Source organism: Polaribacter sp. 2305UL8-11, assembly GCF_058147165.1.
Map to the genome: position 1 here is coordinate 65299 of NZ_JBYVJW010000015.1, position 23408 is coordinate 88706.

Annotated in this window: 21 protein-coding genes; 8 read left to right on the forward strand and 13 right to left on the reverse strand. The window is 29.8% G+C overall.

Features of this window, described 5'->3' with window-relative positions:
- Positions 1-19 precede the first annotated feature (19 nt).
- The 3 genes from prmA to ACY2RW_RS13625 form a co-directional block, all read right to left on the reverse strand.
- A complete protein-coding gene (prmA, locus tag ACY2RW_RS13615) occupies positions 20-856 on the reverse strand; it encodes a 50S ribosomal protein L11 methyltransferase (RefSeq protein WP_490123282.1) in 837 nt (278 codons plus the stop codon).
- 79 nt (positions 857-935) lie between these two features.
- Positions 936-1694, reverse strand: coding sequence for a triose-phosphate isomerase (gene tpiA, locus ACY2RW_RS13620; protein WP_490123283.1), 759 nt, complete (start codon positions 1692-1694; stop codon positions 936-938).
- 117 nt (positions 1695-1811) lie between these two features.
- Positions 1812-2309, reverse strand: a complete 498-nt coding sequence (locus tag ACY2RW_RS13625) for a TlpA family protein disulfide reductase (RefSeq protein ID WP_490123284.1) — start codon at positions 2307-2309, stop codon at positions 1812-1814.
- 103 nt (positions 2310-2412) lie between these two features.
- Between ACY2RW_RS13625 and pyrF the strand changes: the two genes are divergently transcribed.
- Positions 2413-3222 carry an orotidine-5'-phosphate decarboxylase gene (gene pyrF / locus ACY2RW_RS13630; protein ID WP_490123285.1) on the forward strand — a complete coding sequence of 270 codons (810 nt, stop codon included), beginning with the start codon at positions 2413-2415 and terminating at the stop codon, positions 3220-3222.
- 141 nt (positions 3223-3363) lie between these two features.
- On the opposite strand, the gene ACY2RW_RS13635 is transcribed toward pyrF, so the two are convergent.
- The 6 genes from ACY2RW_RS13635 to hutU all read right to left on the reverse strand — a co-directional run bounded on the left by ACY2RW_RS13635 (position 3364) and on the right by hutU (position 11925).
- The gene (locus tag ACY2RW_RS13635; RefSeq protein WP_490123286.1) at positions 3364-4989 is read right to left on the reverse strand and encodes a RagB/SusD family nutrient uptake outer membrane protein; all 1626 of its coding nucleotides are present in this window, start codon (positions 4987-4989) and stop codon (positions 3364-3366) included.
- A gap of 30 nt (positions 4990-5019) precedes the next feature.
- Entirely contained in the window at positions 5020-8133 is a 3114-nt protein-coding gene (locus ACY2RW_RS13640) for a SusC/RagA family TonB-linked outer membrane protein (protein WP_490123287.1), read from the reverse strand.
- A gap of 267 nt (positions 8134-8400) precedes the next feature.
- Positions 8401-9108 (reverse strand): DUF4197 domain-containing protein, encoded by a 708-nt coding sequence (locus ACY2RW_RS13645; protein ID WP_490123288.1) that lies wholly within the window; start codon positions 9106-9108, stop codon positions 8401-8403.
- Positions 9109-9160: 52 nt separating this feature from the next.
- Entirely contained in the window at positions 9161-9325 is a 165-nt protein-coding gene (locus ACY2RW_RS13650) for a C1orf53 family protein (RefSeq protein WP_490123289.1), read from the reverse strand.
- Between the two features lie 58 nt (positions 9326-9383).
- A complete protein-coding gene (locus ACY2RW_RS13655; protein ID WP_490123322.1) occupies positions 9384-9926 on the reverse strand; it encodes a DUF4136 domain-containing protein in 543 nt (180 codons plus the stop codon).
- A gap of 10 nt (positions 9927-9936) precedes the next feature.
- Complete coding sequence (hutU, locus tag ACY2RW_RS13660; RefSeq protein ID WP_490123290.1) at positions 9937-11925, reverse strand: urocanate hydratase; 1989 nt, start codon at positions 11923-11925, stop codon at positions 9937-9939.
- A 211-nt stretch (positions 11926-12136) separates the two neighbouring features.
- Here hutU and ACY2RW_RS13665 point away from each other — a divergent pair, with 211 nt between their 5' ends.
- The 3 genes from ACY2RW_RS13665 to ACY2RW_RS13675 all read left to right on the forward strand — a co-directional run bounded on the left by ACY2RW_RS13665 (position 12137) and on the right by ACY2RW_RS13675 (position 16734).
- Positions 12137-12460, forward strand: coding sequence for a hypothetical protein (locus ACY2RW_RS13665; RefSeq protein ID WP_490123291.1), 324 nt, complete (start codon positions 12137-12139; stop codon positions 12458-12460).
- A gap of 128 nt (positions 12461-12588) precedes the next feature.
- Positions 12589-13203 (forward strand): M15 family metallopeptidase, encoded by a 615-nt coding sequence (locus tag ACY2RW_RS13670; RefSeq protein ID WP_490123292.1) that lies wholly within the window; start codon positions 12589-12591, stop codon positions 13201-13203.
- Positions 13204-13284: 81 nt separating this feature from the next.
- Positions 13285-16734 carry a methylmalonyl-CoA mutase family protein gene (locus ACY2RW_RS13675; protein ID WP_490123293.1) on the forward strand — a complete coding sequence of 1150 codons (3450 nt, stop codon included), beginning with the start codon at positions 13285-13287 and terminating at the stop codon, positions 16732-16734.
- A 329-nt stretch (positions 16735-17063) separates the two neighbouring features.
- Here ACY2RW_RS13675 and ACY2RW_RS13680 read toward each other — a convergent pair whose 3' ends face one another.
- From ACY2RW_RS13680 to ACY2RW_RS13695, 4 genes are all read right to left on the reverse strand, one after another.
- A complete protein-coding gene (locus ACY2RW_RS13680) occupies positions 17064-17702 on the reverse strand; it encodes a hypothetical protein (protein WP_490123294.1) in 639 nt (212 codons plus the stop codon).
- Positions 17703-17776: 74 nt separating this feature from the next.
- Complete coding sequence (locus tag ACY2RW_RS13685; protein ID WP_490123295.1) at positions 17777-18667, reverse strand: SAM-dependent methyltransferase; 891 nt, start codon at positions 18665-18667, stop codon at positions 17777-17779.
- 33 nt (positions 18668-18700) lie between these two features.
- On the reverse strand, positions 18701-19060 hold the full coding sequence (locus tag ACY2RW_RS13690) for a hypothetical protein (RefSeq protein ID WP_490123296.1): 360 nt from the start codon (positions 19058-19060) through the stop codon (positions 18701-18703).
- 422 nt (positions 19061-19482) lie between these two features.
- Complete coding sequence (locus ACY2RW_RS13695) at positions 19483-19986, reverse strand: GbsR/MarR family transcriptional regulator (RefSeq protein WP_490123297.1); 504 nt, start codon at positions 19984-19986, stop codon at positions 19483-19485.
- A 205-nt stretch (positions 19987-20191) separates the two neighbouring features.
- Here ACY2RW_RS13695 and ACY2RW_RS13700 point away from each other — a divergent pair, with 205 nt between their 5' ends.
- The 4 genes from ACY2RW_RS13700 to ACY2RW_RS13715 all read left to right on the forward strand — a co-directional run bounded on the left by ACY2RW_RS13700 (position 20192) and on the right by ACY2RW_RS13715 (position 23279).
- The gene (locus ACY2RW_RS13700) at positions 20192-20719 is read left to right on the forward strand and encodes a DUF8685 domain-containing protein (protein WP_490123298.1); all 528 of its coding nucleotides are present in this window, start codon (positions 20192-20194) and stop codon (positions 20717-20719) included.
- Between the two features lie 459 nt (positions 20720-21178).
- The gene (locus ACY2RW_RS13705) at positions 21179-21781 is read left to right on the forward strand and encodes a methyltransferase family protein (protein ID WP_490123299.1); all 603 of its coding nucleotides are present in this window, start codon (positions 21179-21181) and stop codon (positions 21779-21781) included.
- Positions 21782-21783: 2 nt separating this feature from the next.
- Positions 21784-22329 carry a sigma-70 family RNA polymerase sigma factor gene (locus tag ACY2RW_RS13710; RefSeq protein WP_490123300.1) on the forward strand — a complete coding sequence of 182 codons (546 nt, stop codon included), beginning with the start codon at positions 21784-21786 and terminating at the stop codon, positions 22327-22329.
- 59 nt (positions 22330-22388) lie between these two features.
- On the forward strand, positions 22389-23279 hold the full coding sequence (locus ACY2RW_RS13715; RefSeq protein WP_490123301.1) for a dienelactone hydrolase family protein: 891 nt from the start codon (positions 22389-22391) through the stop codon (positions 23277-23279).
- Positions 23280-23408: the final 129 nt, after the last annotated feature.

Consider the following 23408-nt stretch of genomic DNA (forward strand, 5'->3'; position numbering starts at 1 on the left):
CAAAAATAACGAATATTTTTTACTCTTTATTATATTTTAAAGCTACCCAGTTATTTCTTTCTATATGGTTCTCTAATTTTAATCCATATTTAGATACTTCTGCATCTATGATTGGAATATCTTCTTGATAAAAACCACTTAGTAATAGAACACCTTTTTCATTTAAGCAGTTGGTATAAATTTTCATGTCCATTAACAAAATATTTCTGTTGATGTTGGCAATAATTACATCGTATTTTTTATGAATTAAAAGTGATGAATCTCCTTCGTAAACTAAAATGTGATTGCAATTATTTCTTTCAACATTTTCTATAGAATTCTCATAACACCAATTATCAATATCTATTGCATCTATAGGTTTTGCTCCTTTCATTTCAGCAAAAATGGCTAAAATTCCTGTTCCACACCCCATGTCTAATACTTTTTTATTCTCTAAATCTAATTGCAATAAATGTTGCACCATCATGTGTGTTGTTTCATGATGACCTGTACCAAAACTCATTTTTGGTTCTATAACAATATCGTATTTTAAATTAGGATTCTCATGAAATGGCGCACGAATACTTACCAAATCATCAACCTGAATAGGTGTAAAATTCTTTTCCCATTCTGCGTTCCAATTGGTTTGTGCTACTTCTTTTAGATTATATTCAATAGAAAATTCGTCTGAATTTAAAACAAAAATATTTTCTAAAAAATTTGAATTCCACTCCATTTTTTGAATATAAGCTGTAACTCCATCTTTATTTTCTACAAAACTTTCAAAACCTACATTGCCTAATTCTGCAATTAAAATTTCTGTTGCTGGTTCTTTGGGTGAAACTGTAAAATTGTATTCTAGGTAAATATTATCCATAATTGTTATTCAAAAAAAATGCATCAAGATTTAAAAAATCTTGATGCAAATTTATTGTAAATATCTTTAATTTCTTTGCTTAAATGGCTTTAATAATTCCTGTAAAATCATCTACATTTAAGGCTGCTCCTCCAATTAAACCTCCATCTACATCTGGCTTTAAAAAAATTTCTTCTGCATTTGCTGGTTTTACACTTCCTCCATATAAAATAGAAACTCCATTTGCTACATCTTTAGTATACTTTTTCTCTATAATACTTCTAATAAAAGCATGCATTTCTTGTGCTTGTTCTGCACTTGCAGTTTCTCCAGTTCCAATAGCCCAAACTGGTTCATAAGCTAAAATAATGCTTTTCCAAGCATCAGATTCTAAATGAAATAATGCGTTAGAAAGTTGACTTTCTACAACTGCAAAATGATTATCAGATTTTCTGTCTTCTAATAATTCTCCGAAACAAAAAATAGTTTCTAATTTATTTTCTATAATTGCATCAACTTTTTTAGCTAATGTTTCATCGGTTTCATTAAAGTAGGTTCTTCTTTCTGAATGTCCTAAAATAACTGTTTCTATACCAATTGCTTTTAACATATCTGCAGAAATCTCTCCTGTGTAAGCACCGTTTTTAGCTTGGTGCATATTTTGCGCTACAACTTCTACCTTAGAACCTTTGGCAGTTTTTACAGATGAAGATAAGTTTACAAATGTAGGAGCAACAATTACTCGAGTATTTTTTAGTTCTTCTTTTTTGATCGATTTTTTCAAATCTTTAATCAATTTTTTACTCTCTTTCTTGTTGTTATTCATTTTCCAGTTTCCTGCTACAATCTTAGTTCTCATAATTGGTATTTTATCACCTAAAAAAATAGGCCTTTATTATCTACTTTAATTTTGATGTAAATTTAAGAAATGGAAAAACAAAAATCATTGAGAAATGTAAATAGTTACTAAAACGATTTATATAGCAGCTTTTAAAGCTTCTGCTATCTTTTTATCTGATGCATTTGTTGCTTTAAATAGTGCTATTTTTCCATTTTCATCAATAACCATATATCTAGGAATCCAACCCAAACCAATAAAATCTACTAAATCTCCATCTTTCATTCCTTTTGGCAAATTATAGTGTTCTCCTTTAATATTATAACGCTGTATACCTCTTTTCCAAGAATCATTTCTTTTATCTACTGATAAAAATAAATATATAACATTTGGAAATTGGCTTTGTAATTCCTTCACTTTTGGCACCCCCTCTATACAATCTCTACACCAAGAAGCCCAAAAATCTATCAAAATTTTTTTTCCTTTGTGTTGATTGATTATTTCTTGAAAAGAATATGTGTTATTATCTAATGAAACTATATTATCATTTAAAGCTTTTTCTGAAAATTGAGTTGGCTTTTCTAAACTACAACTCATTAATGCCAATAAAATTAATATTGATAACTTCTTATACATATATTGGTTTATAATTTCTGTCTTGAAAATTCTATTTTACTTACAGTTTGCAAATATAATTAACAACAAAAATACCTACTTTTGCATAACTTATAATTATCTGATGACAACACAAAATTTAGTAGCTCAAATTAAGAAAAAGAAATCCTTTTTATGTATTGGATTAGATGTAGATTTAAACAAAATACCAGTACATCTTTTAACTAAAGAAGATCCTATTTTTGAATTTAACAAAGCAATTATAGATGCAACTCATCATTTATGTGTGGCTTATAAACCTAACACCGCTTTTTATGAAGCTTATGGTTTAAAGGGATGGAAATCTTTAGAAAAAACAATTCAATATTTAAATAATAATCATCCAGAAATTTTCACAATTGCTGATGCAAAACGTGGAGATATTGGCAATACTTCTACCATGTATGCCAAAGCTTTTTTTGAAGATTTAGCCTTTGATTCTGTTACTGTTGCTCCTTATATGGGTAAAGATTCTGTAGAACCATTTTTAGCTTTCGAAAATAAGCATACCATTATGTTAGCTTTAACTTCAAATGATGGTGCTTTCGATTTTCAAACTAAAAAAATAGATGATAAAGAGTTGTATAAAACTGTTTTAGAAACTTCTAAAAACTGGAAAAACTCAGAAAACTTAATGTATGTTGTTGGAGCTACTAAAGCTGAATATTTTAAAGAAATTAGAAAAATTGTTCCGAATTCTTTTTTACTAGTTCCTGGGGTAGGTGCACAAGGTGGAAGTTTAGAAGATGTTTGTAAATTTGGGTTGTCCAAAAACATTGGACTTTTAATTAATTCTTCTCGTGGAATTATTTATGCTTCAAAAGAACATAATTTTGCTGAAGATGCTGCTTTAAAAGCGAAAGAGTTGCAAGCTCAAATGGCTTTATTTTTATAGTCTTTTGTTGTTTAATTAGGCAATTTCTTTAAATTTAATATCTAAAAAAATGTATTTAGAAATAAATATGCTTTTATTATAAAAATTTTTCTATAAAAAAACCACCTCATTGAGGTGGTTTTAATTTATAAATACTAACTATTATTTATTTTGATCTGCTTCTGTTAAATTTGGATTAGCATCTATTTCTGCTTGTGGTATTTTCCAAATCCAAGCATTATTAACAGATGGCTTAGCTTGCATAAATCCATTCTGATACAATACTTGAGAAGCACCTGAATTAGTTAAATCTATTCCAACATCCCAACGAATATGATCATGCCAGCTAAATCCTTCACCATATAATTCTACATATCTTTGAAATTTAATTTGATCCATTAACTTAGCTTGAGTATCAAAAACTGTAGCATCATAAGCAGAATCTCTAGCTCCACCCAAAGTACTTAATGCAGCTTGAGCTCCAGCAATATCTGGCGTAGGCAACATAGCTTTTGCTTCAGCCTCAATTAAATACATTTCAGAAGCACGCATATGTATTACATCATCTGGATCGATTGTTCCAGGATTTTTCTGTAAAAACTTTACATGCATATATGGGTGTGTATTATGCCTAGAAGTCATCCCATACTTATTTATAATAGCTGCTTTTGCAGCATCAAATGAAGCTTTATCATTGTAATTAGGATCTTGAGTAAAACTACCTCCTTGACCATTTGAAGCTGCAGAATTTGTATTAGGAGCCATTGGTAAAAATACATCTCTACGATAATCTGTAGTAGGTATTTGGTTAAATCTTTCTATATTGATAATTTTTGGGTTACCTCTATTTTGACTTCCATTAAAAGTTGGAGAAATTAAATAGAAATAAGAACGGAAAAAAGTAGTTTCTGAATCAATTACTGTACTTCCCCAAATTACTTCTGAAAGATTAACTGAATTAAAACCAGATTTCCAAGCAGCTTCACTTAATAAAGGAAAACCTTGCCTTGCAGACACTGCAGCAGATGCAGCTGTTGCCCAATCTCCTTTAGATAGAGCAATTCTTGCTTTTATCCCATAAGCAGCATTTATAGATAAATGCGATTTATTTGCAGGAGCAGATGCTTGTTTAAAAGAATTAATAGAAGCATTTATATCTGATTCCATTTGATCATATACAACCTGCACAGAAGATCTTGGTTCACTTGTATAAGGTGCACCTGCAACTGTAAGTAATGGAACTCCAGGATCTGTTGCTGGGTTACCTATAATATAACCTTTTGCATACGTAGTAACTAATTGATGATAAGCCCAAGCTCTGTAAGCATAAGCTTGTCCTAAAATATTTGCAATTTTAGGATCATTTGTTGGTAAACCCTGATCTGCAATATTATTAATTAAATTGTTTGCAGTTGCGATAAAATGATAACGCTGATACCATAATTGTCTAACACTTAGTGAATTTGCATTTGTGTGAGTTAACCATTGTAAACCTGCACGCATCCAACCATTTGCTCTTGCTGTATGAATTAAATCCCCACAATAAACATCAAACATAGGGATAAAATACTGTTGACCTGCTCTACTTGATGAACCTCCTGACAATGGTGATTGCGCATACATTTGTCTATGTAATCCGTTTAAAACCAAAAACATATTGTCGGCACTACCAAAAGCATCTTTTTCAGAAATTGAATCTGTTGGTTTGGTTTCTAGAAACTCTTTACTACACCCAACAAAGAGAGAGAGAGAAACTACTAGAAATAGTATACTTATTTTTCGTAACATAATATTTATATTTATTAATTTATTAATTTGTTAAAAGGAAACATTTAAACCAAGAGATAAAACGCTTGCTGGTTGAAAGCTATTACCTCCTTGTACACCAGATAAACCTTGTTGAGGGTTAATCCCTTTTCTCTTTGCACTTATAAAAAGATTTTCTCCAGTTACAAATAAACGCATACTATTTAACCCTAACTTATCAGTTAAAGTACTATTTAATCTGTATCCTAAGTTAACATTTCTTAAAGCTACAAAAGAAGCATCTGTTAAGAATCTAGTGGAACCTCCAATTGTCTGGTTTGGATCTCCAGTTTCTAATCTTGGTACAGAAGTTATATCTCCTGGTTTTTTCCATGCATTTAATTGATCTATGTGCATATTACGACCGTAAGTACCTGGATGCATTAAATTAGAGTAACCGTTATCTAATATTTTACCACCTACACTAAATGTAAATAAAAAGTCTAAAGAAAATTGTTTGTATCTAAAAGCATTAGAAACAGAACCAATTAAATCTGGTATACTACTATCTCCTGTGAAAGCTTCTCCAGCAGCTTGAAAATCATTTGTTGTCATTTGAACCCCATTTGCATCTAAAACTGGTACTCTTTGACCTGTTGTTAAATCATCTTCAAACATAAGGTATAATGAGTCTCCATTAGCAGGGTCTACACCAGCCCAGTGATAAATGTAGTAATCGTATCTACTTCTACCTTCTTCCCATCTTTTAGAACCAGCATCTGATGGTGCAGCTAACCTAGTGATCTCATTTTTAAGTGTTGAACCTTGTACAGTTAAATCCCATCCAAAATCAGTTTTATTAAATATATGACCTGTTAAACTTACTTCAAAACCAGAATTATACATGTCTCCAATATTAAAAGGAGCTTGGTTTTGTCCTTCTGTTAATGGAATTGGTTGGTTAAATAATAAATCTACAGAAGATTTTTTGAAATATTCTACTGTACCTTCAATTAAATTATCAAATAAAGCAAAGTCTAAGGCAACATCCCAGTTTACTTGATTCTCCCAAACTAAATCAGCATTTCCTGGGTCTGACCAGAAAAGTCCTGGTGCACCTGCATTTGGTAAGATACCATATAGTGCTTGATACAAGAAAAAGTTTCCTAAATTCTCATTACCAACCTCTCCATAAGAGGCTCTTAATTTTAGATTATCTACAAAAGAAACATCTTCCATAAATTTTTCTTGATCTATTCTCCAAGATGCTCCAACCGAGTAAAAATTACCCCAACGTTTGTCTAAACTAAACCTTGATGTACCATCTCGTCTATATGATGCTGAAAGATAATATTTATTATCGTAATTGTAATTTAATCTTGCAAAATAACTTTCTATTCTATGAGCTGTAGAAAAACCACCTACGTTATCTCCAGCAGAAAAGTTTGCAAACTCATAAATACCAGTAGCAGTTTGAGTATTTGCAATACCATTTAATTCTGAATAATCTCTTCTGTAACTTTCATGCCCTAAAGTAATTTCTCCATTATGAACATCATTAAATGTTTTATTGTAGTTGATAATCTGGTTAAAGTTCTCTACAGTTCTTCTATATCTTTCTTCTTGGTATCTACCTGTTGGTGCTCCATCACCCACAATTTCGTTTTCGTACTCTTTTTCTATACGATCTTGAATATCTCTAGAATAGTTAAGTCTTGCTGTTAAACCATCCATTAATGTAAACTCTGCAAAGTTTCTAAAACTCATATTATTTAGGGTTCTTTGCTCTTCGTTTAAAATTAACTCTGCAATTCCATGACGCCCAGGATTATATGGTCTAGATTTAGTTTCTCCCAGATCATAAACAGGATTACCACTTGCATCTCTTATTATTTTTCCATTTGTATCTACTTCGTAAACTGGATAAATAGGCGCTAAATTTAAAGGCCAATTAAAAGGGTTTACAATTGAACCTGTACCACCACTAGATGGACCATGAGAATCTGTTAAAGTAATATTTAAATTACCTCCCACTTTTAGCCATTTTGTTGGAGTAAATTCTGCATTAAGACGAGTTGTGATACGTTCAAAATCACTTTCAATCACATAGCCTTCTTCTTTTAAGTAAGAACTTGAGAAAAATACTTTATGATTTTCTCCTCCACCAGCAATACTCATAGAGTGATTAGTCCTAGTTCCTGTTCTTTCTAAAATGTCTCTCCAATTTAAACTTTCGTAAATTAAGTTTGCATTTGGATTTAATTTACCATCTGTACCCACTATTTGATCGTTTGGAACGTCAAAAGGATTATATCCTAAACGATTAAAAATAGATGCAGAAGCTTGAACTTCAGGATTTGCACCACTTAAAGTATTTTTATATGCTTCCCATGCTAACTCATAATATTGCCCAGCATTAACTGTTTCATAATCATCAATTGCTCTTGAAATAACACCAAACTGAGTAGATACATTAACTTGTAACTTTCCTTTTTTACCAGTCTTTGTTGTAATAATTACAACACCATTTGCAGCTCGTGCTCCATATAAAGAAGTTGAAGCAGCATCTTTTAAAACCGTTAAAGAAGCAATATCTTCTTGGTTAATTAAATTCAAAGCTCCTTGAAAAGGAACTCCATCTACAATATACAATGGAGCAGTATTACCATTTAATGTTCCAACACCTCTAATTACAATTCCTGGCGAAGAACCTGGTTGACCTGATGCAGATAAAAACTGGACACCTGTTGCCTTACCCTCTATAGCAGCAATTGGAGAAGTAACTGCCCTTAATTCTAAATCTTTAGAACCTACAACATCAACAGACCCTGTAAAAGCTTCTTTAGTTGTTGTACCATAAGCTACAACTATTACCTCATCTAAAGTACTACTATCTTCTACCATACTAATATTAATGGTATTAGAATTACCTACAGTTCTTTCGGCTTTTTTATAGCCTAAATATCTAAATACAAGTACATCACCTCTTTTGGCGTTGATTTTGTAATTCCCATCAAAGTCAGTTTCAGTTCCAGTAGTTGTTCCTTTTATTAAAATACTAACACCTGGCAAAGGCCCTGATGCATCCTTAACAGTACCGTTAATAGATACTGATTGTGCATTAATCATTGATACTGAACCTAAAAAGAGTAGCATCAATAACACATTCTTGTAAATTTGTTTCATAAAATTTGAATTGATTTATAATTATACTAAACGAATCTAAATCTTTTGTTAAAATAAACCATAAAAAAAATTAAATTTAACAGTAAAATTTTAGACCATTAAGTGTTTTTTAACTTTTATTTAACTGATATGGTAATTTTACGTTAAATTTAAAAAAAAATTAACACTGCATTAATAAAAAAATATGTGACGAGGGTAAAATAATAAAGCTTTTGAATTAAATTCCAAAAGCTTTGTATATGTTAGTTAAAAACTATAAAATGAATATTACTTATTATCCTGCAACGCAAAAACTTGCCTTAATAAAGCTGTATTTCTTAAACCCACTTTTTCACGAATTCCTTTTTCTTCAACCTCTATCATCGTAAAAACTCCTTTCAAAGCTTCGTTTGTAACGTATTGTGTTAAATCTGGATTTACTTTTTTAACAAAAGGAATTGAATTATATCTAGATATTAAATTACTCCAGACTTTATCTGCACCAACTTTAGAAAAAGATTTATCTATTACAGGATGAAAGCTTGCAAATAAATTATCTGATGTTTTGCCTTTTAAGTAAGAAGTTGCAGCATTTTGATCTCCTAATAAAATATTTTTTGCATCAGTAAATGTAATTTCTTTAACTGCATTTACAAAAATGGGAGTAGCTGTTTTTACAGCATCTTCTGCAGCTCTGTTTAAAACTTTAATTCCTTCATCTGCCAAATTACTCAAACCAATTTTACGTAACCCTTTATCTACTGCTTGTAGCTCTTGAGGTAATAAAATTTTTACCAATTGATTTCTATAAAACCCATCTTTAGAAGTTAATTTAGATACCTGATTTTTAATTCCATTATCTAAAGCTTGTCTTAAACCATTACCTATTTGTTCTTGAGACAAACCTCCATTTGGCAAATTATTAACTACTTTTTGTAATTCTGCACAACCTGCAAACTGAATTGCAATAACTAAAACTAAAATTCTTTTTATCATTATTCTATATTTATCTAATCTTATGAAACTATTTTTTATAAAAAGTCACTGTTTATTTAAAAGTATCTGTTTTTTTATCATATCCATAAGGACAATGTTTACAACCACTTTTACAACAATAACCTCTTTTTAAGTGATATTTTTCTGTAAAAACACGAAACCCTTGTTCATTCAAGTAATAATCACCTTCTTCTAACTCTACTCTTTTATTATACACTTTGCAAAAATATCATTTTAAATCATAAAAAAAGCGTTCTCACGAACGCTAATTTTATCTATTGTTTTTCTTGGCCTGGAGGAAATCTAGAAACTATTTCTTTTACAAATTCTTTAATTCTAGCTTCTTTTTTTTCTCTATTCTGTATCTTTAGTGCGCCTGTACCTACTCCTTGCCAAACCAATTCTTTTTTCTTTTTATCTATAAAATCTACAAATAAAGTGCCTTCTGTAAACTGAGATACATTTATATTGTTATTCATACCTCCCCACATCCAAGGGTTCCAACCCCATCCAAATCCGTAACCAAAATTATTCTGAGAAACATTTACTTTTTCTCTAGATTTTGTAAAAATACTCACTAACATATCTGGGTTTTCGGATTTAGAGAAACCTTTTGCTAATAATTCAGCTTCTATAGCTCTTAAAATTCGCTTTTTATCCAAATCAGAGATTTCTGCTTTGTCTATTCCTGGTTTATAGAAAGCGAAGGTTTTATATTGATTAAAATCTACTTTTGTATCATAATCTGAAGTAACTTTTATACTACTACAAGAAGTTAAAGTGATAGCACCAACTACTAATAAGAATATTTTTTTCATCATAAAAAATTTATATTATTGAATTTATTAAAGCATCATCAACCAAGTTAGGAAGTGTAACCTGCAAACTTTTTTCAGCTTTCATTGCTCTTTTAATAGCAAAAACAGCTTCTTTATTTCTTGCCCAACTTCTTCTTGATATTCCGTTATTTACATCCCAAAATAACATCGATTTTAAACGTTTAGATGCTGCCTTAGAACCATCAAGAAGCATGCCAAATCCTCCATTTATGACTTCTCCCCAACCAACTCCACCTCCATTATGTATAGAAACCCAAGTTGCACCTCTAAAACTATCGCCAATTACATTTTGAATAGCCATATCTGCTGTAAATTTAGAGCCATCATAAATATTAGACGTTTCTCTGTAAGGAGAGTCTGTACCAGAAACATCATGATGATCTCTACCTAAAACAACAGCTCCAATTTTTCCTTTTTTAATAGCTTTATTAAATGCTTTTGCAATTTCTATTCTACCTTCTGCATCTGCATACAAAATCCTAGCTTGAGAACCCACCACTAACTTATTCTCTTGAGCGCCTTTTATCCATTGGATGTTATCAGCCATTTGCTGCTGAATTTCTTCTGGCGAATTTTGTTTGATTTTTTCTAAAACTTTACAAGCAATTTTATCGGTTTTTGCTAAGTCTTTAGGGTTGCCAGATGTACAAACCCATCTAAAAGGACCAAAACCATAATCAAAACACATAGGCCCCATAATGTCTTGCACGTAACTTGGATATTTAAAATCGATATTATTTTTAGCCATAATAGCTGCTCCTGCTCTACTTGCTTCTAACAAAAATGCGTTTCCATAATCAAAGAAATACGTTCCTTTAGCTGTATGTTTATTAATTGCTGTTGCGTGTCTTCTTAAAGTTTCTTGAACTTTTTCTTTGAATAACTTCGGATTTTCAGCCATCATAATATTGGCATCTTCAAAAGAAATATCAACTGGATAATATCCTCCAGCCCAAGGATTATGCAATGATGTTTGATCTGAACCTAAATCGATATGAATATTTTCTACATCGAACTTTTCCCAAACATCCACAACATTCCCTAAATAGGCAATAGAAACAGTCTCTTTATGCTCTTTTGCAGATTTTACTCTTTCAACTAAAACATTTAAATCTGTGATTTTTTCATCAATCCAACCTTGATCTAAACGTACTTGCGTAATTTTTGGATTCACCTCTGCACAAACTGTTATACAACCTGCAATATTACCAGCTTTGGGTTGTGCTCCAGACATGCCTCCTAAACCAGAAGTTACAAATAAATTTCCTTTGGGTTCCTTTTTTATTTTTCGAAATCCGTTTAAAACTGTAATTGTTGTTCCATGCACAATGCCTTGTGGTCCAATGTACATATAACTTCCAGCTGTCATTTGCCCATATTGAGAAACACCTAAAGCATTCATTTTTTCCCAATCATCTGGTTTGGAGTAATTAGGAATTACCATTCCATTAGTAACTACCACTCTTGGTGCATTTTTGTTGGATGGAAACAAACCCATTGGATGTCCAGAATAGATGGTTAACGTTTGTTTATCTGTCATTTCAGACAGATATTTCATGGTTAATAAATACTGTGCCCAATTTTGAAAAACGGCTCCATTACCTCCGTAAGTAATTAATTCATGAGGATGCTGTGCCACTGCATAATCTAAATTGTTCTGAATCATTAACATAATGGCTTTTGCTTGCTTAGATTTACCAGGATATTCTGTAATATCTCTAGCTTTCATTTCATAATCTGGACGAAAACGATACATATAAATTCGTCCATATTTTTCTAATTCTTCTACAAATTCTGGTAATAATTCTGCATGGTGTTTTTTATCGAAATAACGAAGCGCATTTCTTAACGCTAATTTTTTTTCATCAGCAGTTAATATTTCTTTTCTTTTAGGTGCATGATTGATTGCTGTATCATACTTTTTTTTTGGTGGAAGAATATTTGGAATTCCTTGTTGTATTTGTTCTTTAAATGTCATTTTATACGTTTTTACCTCCTTTTAAAAAAGGATATCTTAAAATTAAAATCGATTAAATTCTTTGTAAAAAATAACAAAAACTATGGATAACGAATATCTGCTCTATGATATTGAGCTTCAATTCTTTTTTTATATTTTAAGTTGATAAAATCCATCTTGTAGGTTTCTACAAATATATTTAATTTGGTCTGATATTTGTTTACTTTTGGTTATGATTTTAATTTCAAAATTTATCGTTCCTAAAGGGTTTACAGGAATTACACTTTTCCCTTTTATTTTTTTAAAGAAAACATCTTTTAAAAAAGATAAAGTTTTGATCAATCATGAAAGAATTCACCTTAAACAACAATTAGAGTTATTAATAATTCTTTTCTACATTATATATGCGTTAGAATGGTTTATTAAACTTATAAAGTATAAAAACAGCTATCTTGCCTATAGAAACATTAGTTTTGAGCGTGAATCTTATGAAAATGAAACAGATTTTAACTACATTAAAAAAAGAAAGTTTTGGGCATTTTTAAATTATTTATAAAGCTTTCTTTTTGTTTATTTTTCTTAATAAACAATAACCATTTTATACAAAAAAAAATTTTAGAAAATGATTTTATAAAAGATGATACGATTATAAAAACACCAAAATATTTAACTAAAAGTTATGTTTTGGGAAAGTTTGACTACACCAAAAATGCTGACTTCATATTAGTTCCTAAAGAAATTTCTAAAAAGAAAATATATTTGAGAAAAGAAGTTTTAAAGGCTTTTTTAGAAATGAAAAGTGCAGCAGCAAAAGAAAACATCAATTTTACCATTATTTCTGGAACTCGAAATTTTAAACATCAAAAAAGAATTTGGAATTATAAATGGAGTACGAAATACAAAAACCTTACTCCACTAAAAAGAGTAAAAAAGATATTAGAATTTAGTGCTATGCCATCAACCTCTAGACATCATTGGGGAACAGATTTAGACATCAACAATCTAAATAACACTTATTTTACTAAAGGGAAAGGATTAAAAGAGTATAATTGGCTGGTAAAAAATGGCTCTAAATATGGTTTTTATCAAGTATATACATCCAAAAAAAATGGCAGAACTGGTTATCATGAAGAAAAATGGCATTGGACGTATTTCCCACTCTCATCTATTTATTTAAATTATTACAATACACATATCACAGCTAATGATATTACTGGTTTTAAAGGAGCAAACTATACCAAAGAAATAGGTATTATCAAAAATTATGTAAACGGAATCAATTCAGAATTGCTAAAATAATTATTAAGAATTTATTAATCATCATTAATATTTTTTAAGATTATCGTAAATTGCGAGTCTAAAATCAAACATTTATTACGAATGGAACAAATTACTCCTTACAAACCTAAGCACAAAGTTAGAATTGTAACTGCTGCTTCTCTTTTTGATGGACATGATGCTGCCATTAATATTATGCGTAGAATTATTCAATCTACAGGTGTAGAAGTGATTCATTTAGGTCATGACAGATCTGTAGAAGAAGTAGTAAACTGCGCCATTCAAGAGGATGTAAATGCCATTGCAATGACTTCTTACCAAGGAGGACATAATGAGTATTTTAAATATATGTATGATTTATTACAAGAAAAAGGTGCTGGCCACATTAAAATTTTTGGTGGTGGTGGAGGCGTAATTCTCCCAGAAGAAATTAAGGAATTAATGGATTATGGAATTACAAGAATTTATTCTCCTGATGATGGTCGTGAGTTAGGTTTACAAGGAATGATAAATGATTTGGCAAAACAATCGGACTTTGCTATTGGAGATAGTTTACAAGTAAATGTTGATGATTTATCTAAAAAAGAAGCTGGTAAAATTGCGAGAGTAATTTCTTCTGCAGAAAATTTTCCAGAAATTGCTAAAGAAACTTTAGATGATATTCATCAGAAAAATAAAAATTCGAAAACTCCAGTTTTAGGGATTACTGGTACTGGAGGTGCAGGAAAATCTTCTTTAGTTGATGAATTAGTTCGAAGATTTTTAATTGATTTTCCAGAAAAAACTGTGGGATTAATTTCTGTAGATCCATCAAAAAGAAAAACAGGTGGCGCACTTTTAGGTGATAGAATTCGAATGAATGCAATTAACAATTCTCGTGTTTATATGCGTTCTTTAGCTACTCGTCAATCTAATTTAGCCCTTTCTAAATATGTAAATGAAGCTGTACAAGTTTTAAAAGCTGCTGAGTTTGATTTAATCATTTTAGAAACTTCTGGAATTGGACAATCGGACACCGAAATTATAGAACATTCAGACACTTCTTTATATGTAATGACACCAGAATTTGGTGCAGCAACTCAATTAGAAAAAATTGATATGTTAGATTTTGCAGATTTAGTTGCCATAAATAAGTTTGACAAACGTGGAGCTTTAGACGCAATTAGAGATGTAAAAAAACAGTACATGCGCAACAACAATTTGTGGGATGTACATATGGATGATATGCCAGTTTTTGGTACAATTGCATCACAATTTAACGATCCTGGAATGAATACTTTATACAAAAGTATTATGGATAAATTGGTTGAAAAAACAGGAGCAGATTTAAAATCATCAATGAAAATTACGAAAGAAATGTCTGAAAAGATATTTGTAATTCCACCAAGTAGAGTTCGTTATTTATCTGAAATTGCAGAAAATAATAGAGCTTATGATAAAAAAGTAAATGAGCAAGTTGTGGTTGCTCAAAAATTATATGGAATTTATCAGACAATCTTATCGCTTACGAATGTCATTTCGAGCGAAGTCGAGAAATCTCTATTAGTAAAAACTGGACTTGATGAAGATAAGATTTTGAAACAAGTTCAGAATGACGAAAAAGAATTTGTCAAACTATTATTAGCGCAATTTGAAAAAGTAAAACTGAATTTTAATCCATTAAATTGGGAAATCATTTTAAATTGGGATGAAAAAGTAAAAAAATACAAAGACCCAATTTATACATTTAAGGTTCGTGATAAAGAAATTAAGATCCAAACTCACAGTGAGTCGCTTTCTCATTCTCAAATTCCAAAAGTAGCCTTACCAAAATACCAAGCTTGGGGAGATTTATTACGTTGGAATTTACAAGAAAATGTTCCTGGAGAGTTTCCTTATGCTGCTGGTTTGTATCCATTTAAAAGAACAGGTGAAGACCCAACAAGAATGTTTGCTGGTGAAGGTGGCCCAGAAAGAACCAATAGGCGTTTTCATTATGTGAGTTTAGGCATGGACGCAAAACGTCTTTCTACTGCTTTCGATTCTGTTACTTTATATGGAAACGACCCTGGACACAGACCAGATATTTATGGTAAAATTGGAAACGCAGGAGTTTCAATTTGTTGTTTAGACGATGCTAAAAAATTATATTCTGGTTTCGATTTGAGCCACAATATGACATCAGTTTCTATGACTATTAATGGTCCTGCACCTATGTTATTGGGCTTTTTTATGAATGCTGCCATTGATCAAAATTGTGAGAAATACATCAAAGAAAATGGTTTAGAAGATGATGTTGAAGCAAAATTCAAAGAAATTTACGATGATAAAGGTTTAGAAAGACCAAAATATCAAGGTGAATTGCCAGAAGGAAATAATGGTTTAGGATTGATGCTCTTAGGTTTAACAGGAGACTTGGTGTTACCTTCTGATGTATATCAACAAATTAAAAAAGACACATTAGCCCAAGTTAGAGGAACTGTGCAAGCAGATATTTTAAAAGAAGATCAAGCTCAAAATACCTGTATTTTTTCTACAGAATTTGCTTTGCGTTTAATGGGTGATGTACAAGAATATTTTATTGAAAAACAAGTAAGAAACTTTTATTCGGTTTCTATTTCTGGATATCATATTGCAGAAGCTGGTGCCAACCCAATTACACAATTGGCATTAACGCTTTCTAACGGATTTACATACGTGGAGTATTATTTAAGTCGTGGAATGGATATTAATAAATTCGGTCCTAATTTATCGTTTTTCTTTTCAAACGGAATTGATCCAGAATATTCAGTAATTGGAAGAGTTGCTCGTAAAATTTGGGCAAAAGCGATGAAAAACAAATACGGAGCCAATTCTAGAGCACAAATGCTAAAGTATCATATTCAAACTTCTGGACGTTCTTTACACGCACAAGAAATCGATTTTAATGATATTAGAACTACACTGCAAGCTTTGTATGCTATTAATGATAATTGCAATTCCCTACACACAAATGCTTATGATGAAGCCATTACAACTCCAACTGAAGAATCTGTAAGGAGAGCAATGGCTATTCAATTAATCATCAACAAAGAATTAGGATTAACAAAGAACGAAAACCCAATTCAAGGTGCATTTATTATTGAAGAATTAACGGATTTAGTGGAAGAAGCTGTCTTACTAGAATTTGATAGAATTACAGAAAGAGGTGGTGTTTTAGGAGCGATGGAAACCATGTACCAACGTTCTAAAATTCAGGAAGAAAGTTTGTATTATGAAACGTTGAAACACACTGGAGAGTTCCCTATTATTGGTGTAAACACATTTTTAAGCTCTAAAGGTTCGCCAACAGTGCAACCAGCAGAAGTTATTCGTGCCACTGAAGAAGAGAAGCAATTCCAAATTCAGACTAAAGAATTATTAAACAAAGTAAACCCTAAAAAAGTTGTGGAGCAAATTGCCATTTTACAGGAAGCTGCTATACAAAATGAAAACTTATTTGATAAGCTAATGGAAGCCACAAAAGTGTGTTCTTTAGGGCAAATTACGGAAGCTTTGTTTAAAGTTGGAGGGCAATATAGGAGAAACATGTAAGCAGAGAACCAAAATTTCATCAGAAATTCTTTGTAAATAACTTATACCTTTGAAAAACAGACATCTACAAACTCTTAGTTTTTGTAAAAAAACTTTAGAGGTCGCTTATGCTTGCGAAAGCAAGTATCTAGAGAACAAGAATTTCTTATGAAATTCTTTGTAAATCACTTACAATGCTTTTGGGAGGTAACTTTTAATTATAAATCCAGACCTCATAAGTTTTAAAAACCTGTGAGGTCTTTCTACTGAAAATAAATCATCAAAAAAATAATACTCAAATAAATCCAGAAAATAGTAAGAGAAATCTATACGTTTTAAATATTTAAAACTTAATACTTCTTGTACTCTGTTTTACCAGATTTTAAGTAATTAATGATATGATCTACAGCTCTTTCTTTGGCTTTATTAAATGTTTTTGTAAAATCGAACATAAAAACAGATTCTTCTCCTATAACTACAAAGTCTATAATTTCTTTACTGTTCTTTGCATCGTAAATTTCTACTTTTACGTTTATAACACAATACTCAACAGAGGTTGTAGAGTTCATTCCACCAACACCATTCATACCCAATCCTCCTGTATTACTCCACTCCACTCTATTTGCAATTTCAAAATTTGAAAAATAAATTACATAGTCAGCATTTTCTGTATTTACATCTTCATATTTAAAACTATTGCTATCTATTAAAATTTTAGAAAAGAGATTATTGGCAAGTCCTTTTTTAGAAAACTCCTTCATAAAATTTAAGGTAAAATCTCCTTTTTCTGGGAAATTTTTCTCATACGTCTTTTTGAATTCATTAACCCTTACATCATCAGTTGCAAAAACAACTACAGATTTGGTTTCTGGTGTTTTAATTTCCTCTTTTTTAGAAATATACTGAACATATTGCTTGTTTACTTTGCAGGAAAATAAACTAACTACTGCTATTAAAAGGGCGATGAATACAACTGATTTTCTTTTCATTTTTTTTTATTTGTGTGGCAAAATTACTGAATTCATTTTAAGTACTTTAAAAAAACACCTTACTTAACTTAAAATTACTTTTTAGCTGTAATTATATAATAACCATAATCTTGCATACATAAACTTGTAAGTAAAGCATAAAAAGAACCTTTCATGTTTTGGATACTATCTTTTTCTAAGGGCTTATTTTTAAGTAATTTTCTTAAAATAAATCCAGAAATCGCAAAAGGAACATGTAAAACAGAAGGTGCAACTCGATACCAAATATTTTTAATGCTTATATCTCCAAAACCTAATTTTTCTAAATCTTTTTTAACTTGAATAATATTTCCTAATTTCTCTAAACTCCAAGAATCACATAAACCTTTATACACTATTCTTGATAAAAAATTCATTTCATTTCTATCCTTTTTAATAAAAGCATCTGCTATTATAATTTTTGAATCTGGCTTTATAATTCTATACGTCTCTTTTAAAGTTTTATAAGTACAACCTGAATGACAATAACTTTCAACAGCAATTGCTCCGTCAAAATAATTATCTGTAAATTTAGTATCATTATAATCTCTATTAAAAATAGTTGCTCTTTTTGAGTTTAAAAATTGATTTCCAAATTTTACTTGAACATCTGAAATTGAGCAGCCAGTTACAGCGAGTTTTGAAAAGTTTTTAATACCATATTTCATAGTTCCTCCAACTCCACAGCCTAAATCTACTATATGCTTTTTTTTATTTTTTATATCTAAAAATGAAAATAAATGTGCATTCATCTGATTTAACATTGTATCTCTTTTTAAAAAACTTGTCTTAAATGGAATATAATATCCAAAATGCATATTAAAATCTTTGCTCCAAAACTCATAATCTTCTGTTGCGTTATTATAGAAATCTACTACTTCTTCTTTTACTGATTTTGATTCTAAATTCTCTTTAAAATTTGATATTGTTCTTATTGACGTTCTCATAATATCCGTAATTATAATTAAATTATTTTTTGTCTATTCGTTTTTCCTGTTAATACTTTCTCTATAAAAACTGTAGCAAACAAAAAGAAAATATATAGGAATTAAAGGCGGTAACACAACTAAAAACTCAGCTAAAAACTTAAAATTACTTGGTAAAATGCTTATAATAACGCCTAAAATAAATAAGCCAAAAATTAACATAAAATAAATAGCTATTAATTTTTGATTTTTAAAACTGATAACATTTCGTTTTGTAACATAATACAATCCAGTAACAACTTGAATAAATCCAAGAGGCATTAAAGAAAACACACCAACAAGAGGATTTATAAAAAAACATAAAACAGCCAATAAAAAGAAAATCAAATTGATATAATATAGTCCCTTCATCATTACTTTTTTATAGATTCTAAAATATATGTCCAAAAAAGGGATAATAAAACAGGTACTATTCTAAAAATAAAACATAAAAAATCACTTTTTATAAAGCTTGAATATTTAAAAAAAATAAAAAAAACTGTAAAATAAATTAAAACAAAAATAAAATACACCTTCATATATTTTCTAAATTTCATATCTATCATATGATAGTCGATAGCTGAAACTAACAGGGAAAGCAAGTGAAATATTCCTAAAACAAAAGCTAATAATAAAGAGTAAAAGAAAAAATCATTATCGAATAATCCTACAACTAGAGAAACTAAAAAAGGAGTCATTAAAATTCTATTAATCCAAACTGTAATTGATGTATTAGTTTTCAAAGCCTAAATATTTAAAACTTTCAGAAATATTTGAAAGTTTGTTTGTAAATTTTTTTACTTTTTTATCATTTTTGTAAAGTTAGATAATAACCAATGCTCATCAGCTTTTATCGCTTTTTCTAACATGGAATTCACTTTTGTGGTTACAGAAGATAAATCTGCTAATACTTTCTTAAATTGTTCTCCATCTTCTGTAGAATCCTCCACTTGTTGCAATTCGTCCAACACTTTTAAAACAGGTTCAATTTCACGTTTTTTACGCTCTTTTGTAATTTGTTTGAACAATTCCCAAATGTCTTTATCTGCCACAAAAAACTCTTTACGCTCTCCTACTACAAATTCTTTAGTAACAATTCCCCAATCAATCAAAGCTCTTACATTCATATTTACATTTCCACGAGAAATTTGTAATTCTTCCATAATATCTTCTGCAGAAAGTGGCTTGGTAGAAACTAATAATAATGCATGTACTTGTGCCATGGTTTTGTTAATGCTCCAAGAAGTTGCTAAACTTCCCCAAGTTTGAATGTATTTATTTTTTGCTTCATTTAATTCCATACAGCAAATATACAATATCTTTTTAAACTTTCAATAATTATTGAAAATAAAATAATTTAAATTTACAAATTTTAAACCCCATCAGGTTTTGAAAACCTATATGGTTTTTGTACTTTCATTTAGAAATAAGACTCTTGAAGGTTTGCCTCAAGTTTCAGTTAAACTATCATTCTTGTAAAAACAGGAATCTAAAATTAAATATTAAATGAAATTATTAGGAATAGGCTCAAGAATTAATCATAATGAGTATGGTTTTGGAGTCGTTACAAATGTAGATAGCAAACAATATTGGGTAACTTTTCAAGAAAATGGATTGGAAACTATCCCTTTAAATGAAGAATTTGAAACCATTGAAGCTGTAGAAAATGAAGTAGATTCAGTTTCTTTTATAGACGTAGAAAGTAGCCTGAAGAATATTTTAAGACAATGGTCTGATGTTACAGAAATTGCACCCATTGCAGACAAATGGAAAAGAGGTACATTAGTATTACAACCAGCTGACTCAAATTTATCAAACAAAGAAATTCCCATTGATACGTTTTTTCATAAAATAGTTATGGTAAGAGATCGAATTCGTGTGATGGAACAAAAAATAAATTCAAGTAAAACTTTAGACGACCAAGATAAAATAGATTTGCAACAATATATTACTAGAATTTATGGAAGTTTAACCACCTTTAATGTGTTGTTTAAAGTAAAGTCAGATTATTTTGTGGGTGCAAAATCGAAATAAATCTGTCTTTTAAATGAATTTTATTAAAGGAGATGAATTTATAACTAAAAATTAAGATTTCTCCTCAAGGTCGAAATAACATTTTGTTTGTCATTTTAAACGTAACATAGTGTAGTCGAAAAATCTTTATTTTGGATCTTAAAATTAGAGTAAATGAATCATTTAGCTTAATTTAAGATTTTTACTCAAGGTCGATGATAAAAAAAATTAAAAATTTTGCATCTTTTTTAAGACTTGTTTGTCTACTGTATGAACATTAAAAATAAATATCATGAAAAATAATAATTGTACTTGTAACTGTGAAGGTTGCAAAACAGGAGATTGTAAAAATTGTACATGTACAAACTGTACTTGTAGCAATTGTAATTGTTAAAAATAGTAATTATAAACAGTAAAGTAATCTAATATTTAATTAAATAAAAGATTACTTTATTTTTAATAATAGTGTATTCATAAAAAATGGAATATTTATTACAAGTTAGTCTTCCTATTTATTTCTTAATTTATTTTGGAATTGTTTTTCTATTAAAAACAATTGTTACAGGAAAAAAAATAGGTAAAAATCCTTTAGTATTACCAAAAGATGATACAGCTTATGCAATTATTGGGCTCTATTTTAAAGTAACCATTATTTGTATTTTTTTGTATGTTTTAGCATTTTCTATATTCCCAAATATCTTTGAAAACCTTTTAACTATCCAATTTTTAGAAAATAAGGTCTTAAAAATAATTGGAATTGGCTTGTTATTAATTTCATTGATATGGACAGTTATTGCACAAAATAATATGAAAGATTCTTGGAGAATAGGAATAGATACTGCAATGAAAACAGATTTGATTAAAACTGGTTTATTCAAAATTTCAAGAAACCCTATTTTTCTGGGACTAATTGTAAGCCTTTTAGGGTTATTTCTTGCATTACCTAACTCCCTAACATTAATGTTTTTAATTTTAGGGTATGTGCTAATTCAAATTCAAATTCGACTAGAAGAGGACTTTTTAACAAAACAACATGGTGTTTATTATACAAATTACCAGAAAGAAACAAGAAGATTTATATAGTTATGACAACTCACAAAGTTTGGAATACGTATCATTTAGATTTGCAAAAATTTATCGTTAGCAAAGTAAAAAACACCACAGTTGCTGATGATATTTTGCAAGACACTTTTTTAAAAATCCATACAAAATTACATACTTTAAAAGATGAAAGCAAACTAAAATCTTGGTGTTTTACAATTGCTCGAAATTCTATTTTAGATTATTGGAAAGCAACCAATAAAACTTTTGAAATTGCTGATTTAGAAATTGAAACCAAATCAGAAATTAATAAAAACCAACATACAGAGCAGGATTGCTTACGTGGTATTTTAAATACGCTTCCAAAAAAATATAGAACTCCCCTATTTCTTTCTGATATAAAAGGCTTAAAACAACAAGAAGTTGCAAAACAATTAAATCAAACTTTATCTACCACCAAATCTCAAATTCAACGTGCACGAAAATTAATCGCTCAAGGTTTTATGGATTGTTGTGGTTTTGTGATGAATGAAAATGGAAATTTGGTTGGCGAAATTCAAGATAAAGAAGATTGTAAAATTTGTAATTAATTTAACGAAGTAATTCTTCATATTTATTTATCTTGGTATCACTAAAAAACCATATTTAAATGAAAAAACTTAAAAAAGAAGATATTAGCCAAGAAGTTTTTGATTTGTATGATGATTATGCACATAATAAAATAGACAGAAAACAGTTTCTACAAAAACTATCTTTATTTGCAGTTGGTACCATAACTTTACCAGCATTATTAAGTTTTATTTCTCCTAATTATAAAGATGCAATTTTGGTACAACCAGATGACCCAAGGTTGAAATCGGAAACAATTCATTATGAATCTCCAAAAGGTGGAAAAAAAATGAATGGCTTACTTTCTACTCCTACTAATAGAAAAGGAAAACTACCTGGAGTTCTTGTTGTCCACGAAAATCGCGGTTTAAATCCGTATATTAAAGACGTTGGTAGAAGAGCAGCTTTAGAAGATTTTATAACTCTAGCTCCAGATGCGTTGGCCCCTTTGGGAGGTTATCCAGGAAATGATGATGATGGAAGAGCCATGCAAAAAAAGAGAGACAGAAATGAAATGTTAGAAGATTTTATTGCTGGTTATAATTATCTAAAAAACCATAAAAACTGTAATGGAAAAGTAGGCGTAGTTGGTTTTTGTTTTGGTGGTTGGATTGCTAATATGATGACTGTAAAAATTCCTGATTTAGCTGCTGCTGTCCCCTATTATGGAAGGCAACCTGAAAAGGAAGATGCTGTAAAAATTAAAGCTCCATTATTATTACAATATGCTGGTTTAGATAAAAGAGTAAATGAGAGTTGGCCAGCTTTTGAGAAAGTTTTAAAAGCGAATAATATTGAACATGTGGCTCATTTTTACCCAGAAGTAAATCATGGTTTTCATAACAATACAACACCTAGATATGATGAAGAAGCTGCAGAATTATCTTGGGAAAGAACCATCGCTTTTTTTAAGAAACATTTAAAATCTTAATTATAGTTCTGTCATTCTTGTGAAATCAAGAGCTTACTTTTTAAAACAAATGAGCATATTCAAACACAATAAACTCAAAGTAAATATAAAAACGGTAAACTGCCATAAGTTTGGAGAAATTCAAGAAAA

Excerpts from the sequence above, each read along its gene's own strand:
- ACY2RW_RS13675 (WP_490123293.1), top strand. The coding sequence starts at position 13,285 with ATGGAACAAATTACTCCTTACAAACCTAAGCACAAAGTTAGAATTGTA.
- ACY2RW_RS13695 (WP_490123297.1), bottom strand. The coding sequence starts at position 19,986 with ATGGAATTAAATGAAGCAAAAAATAAATACATTCAAACTTGGGGAAGT.
- ACY2RW_RS13715 (WP_490123301.1), top strand. The coding sequence starts at position 22,389 with ATGAAAAAACTTAAAAAAGAAGATATTAGCCAAGAAGTTTTTGATTTG.
- ACY2RW_RS13685 (WP_490123295.1), bottom strand. The coding sequence starts at position 18,667 with ATGAGAACGTCAATAAGAACAATATCAAATTTTAAAGAGAATTTAGAA.
- prmA (WP_490123282.1), bottom strand. The coding sequence starts at position 856 with ATGGATAATATTTACCTAGAATACAATTTTACAGTTTCACCCAAAGAA.
- ACY2RW_RS13625 (WP_490123284.1), bottom strand. The coding sequence starts at position 2,309 with ATGTATAAGAAGTTATCAATATTAATTTTATTGGCATTAATGAGTTGT.
- hutU (WP_490123290.1), bottom strand. The coding sequence starts at position 11,925 with ATGACATTTAAAGAACAAATACAACAAGGAATTCCAAATATTCTTCCA.
- ACY2RW_RS13710 (WP_490123300.1), top strand. The coding sequence starts at position 21,784 with ATGACAACTCACAAAGTTTGGAATACGTATCATTTAGATTTGCAAAAA.
- tpiA (WP_490123283.1), bottom strand. The coding sequence starts at position 1,694 with ATGAGAACTAAGATTGTAGCAGGAAACTGGAAAATGAATAACAACAAG.
- ACY2RW_RS13690 (WP_490123296.1), bottom strand. The coding sequence starts at position 19,060 with ATGATGAAGGGACTATATTATATCAATTTGATTTTCTTTTTATTGGCT.
- ACY2RW_RS13665 (WP_490123291.1), top strand. The coding sequence starts at position 12,137 with ATGATTTTAATTTCAAAATTTATCGTTCCTAAAGGGTTTACAGGAATT.
- ACY2RW_RS13655 (WP_490123322.1), bottom strand. The coding sequence starts at position 9,926 with ATGAAAAAAATATTCTTATTAGTAGTTGGTGCTATCACTTTAACTTCT.
- ACY2RW_RS13645 (WP_490123288.1), bottom strand. The coding sequence starts at position 9,108 with ATGATAAAAAGAATTTTAGTTTTAGTTATTGCAATTCAGTTTGCAGGT.
- ACY2RW_RS13635 (WP_490123286.1), bottom strand. The coding sequence starts at position 4,989 with ATGTTACGAAAAATAAGTATACTATTTCTAGTAGTTTCTCTCTCTCTC.
- ACY2RW_RS13700 (WP_490123298.1), top strand. The coding sequence starts at position 20,192 with ATGAAATTATTAGGAATAGGCTCAAGAATTAATCATAATGAGTATGGT.
- ACY2RW_RS13705 (WP_490123299.1), top strand. The coding sequence starts at position 21,179 with ATGGAATATTTATTACAAGTTAGTCTTCCTATTTATTTCTTAATTTAT.
- ACY2RW_RS13680 (WP_490123294.1), bottom strand. The coding sequence starts at position 17,702 with ATGAAAAGAAAATCAGTTGTATTCATCGCCCTTTTAATAGCAGTAGTT.
- ACY2RW_RS13640 (WP_490123287.1), bottom strand. The coding sequence starts at position 8,133 with ATGAAACAAATTTACAAGAATGTGTTATTGATGCTACTCTTTTTAGGT.
- pyrF (WP_490123285.1), top strand. The coding sequence starts at position 2,413 with ATGACAACACAAAATTTAGTAGCTCAAATTAAGAAAAAGAAATCCTTT.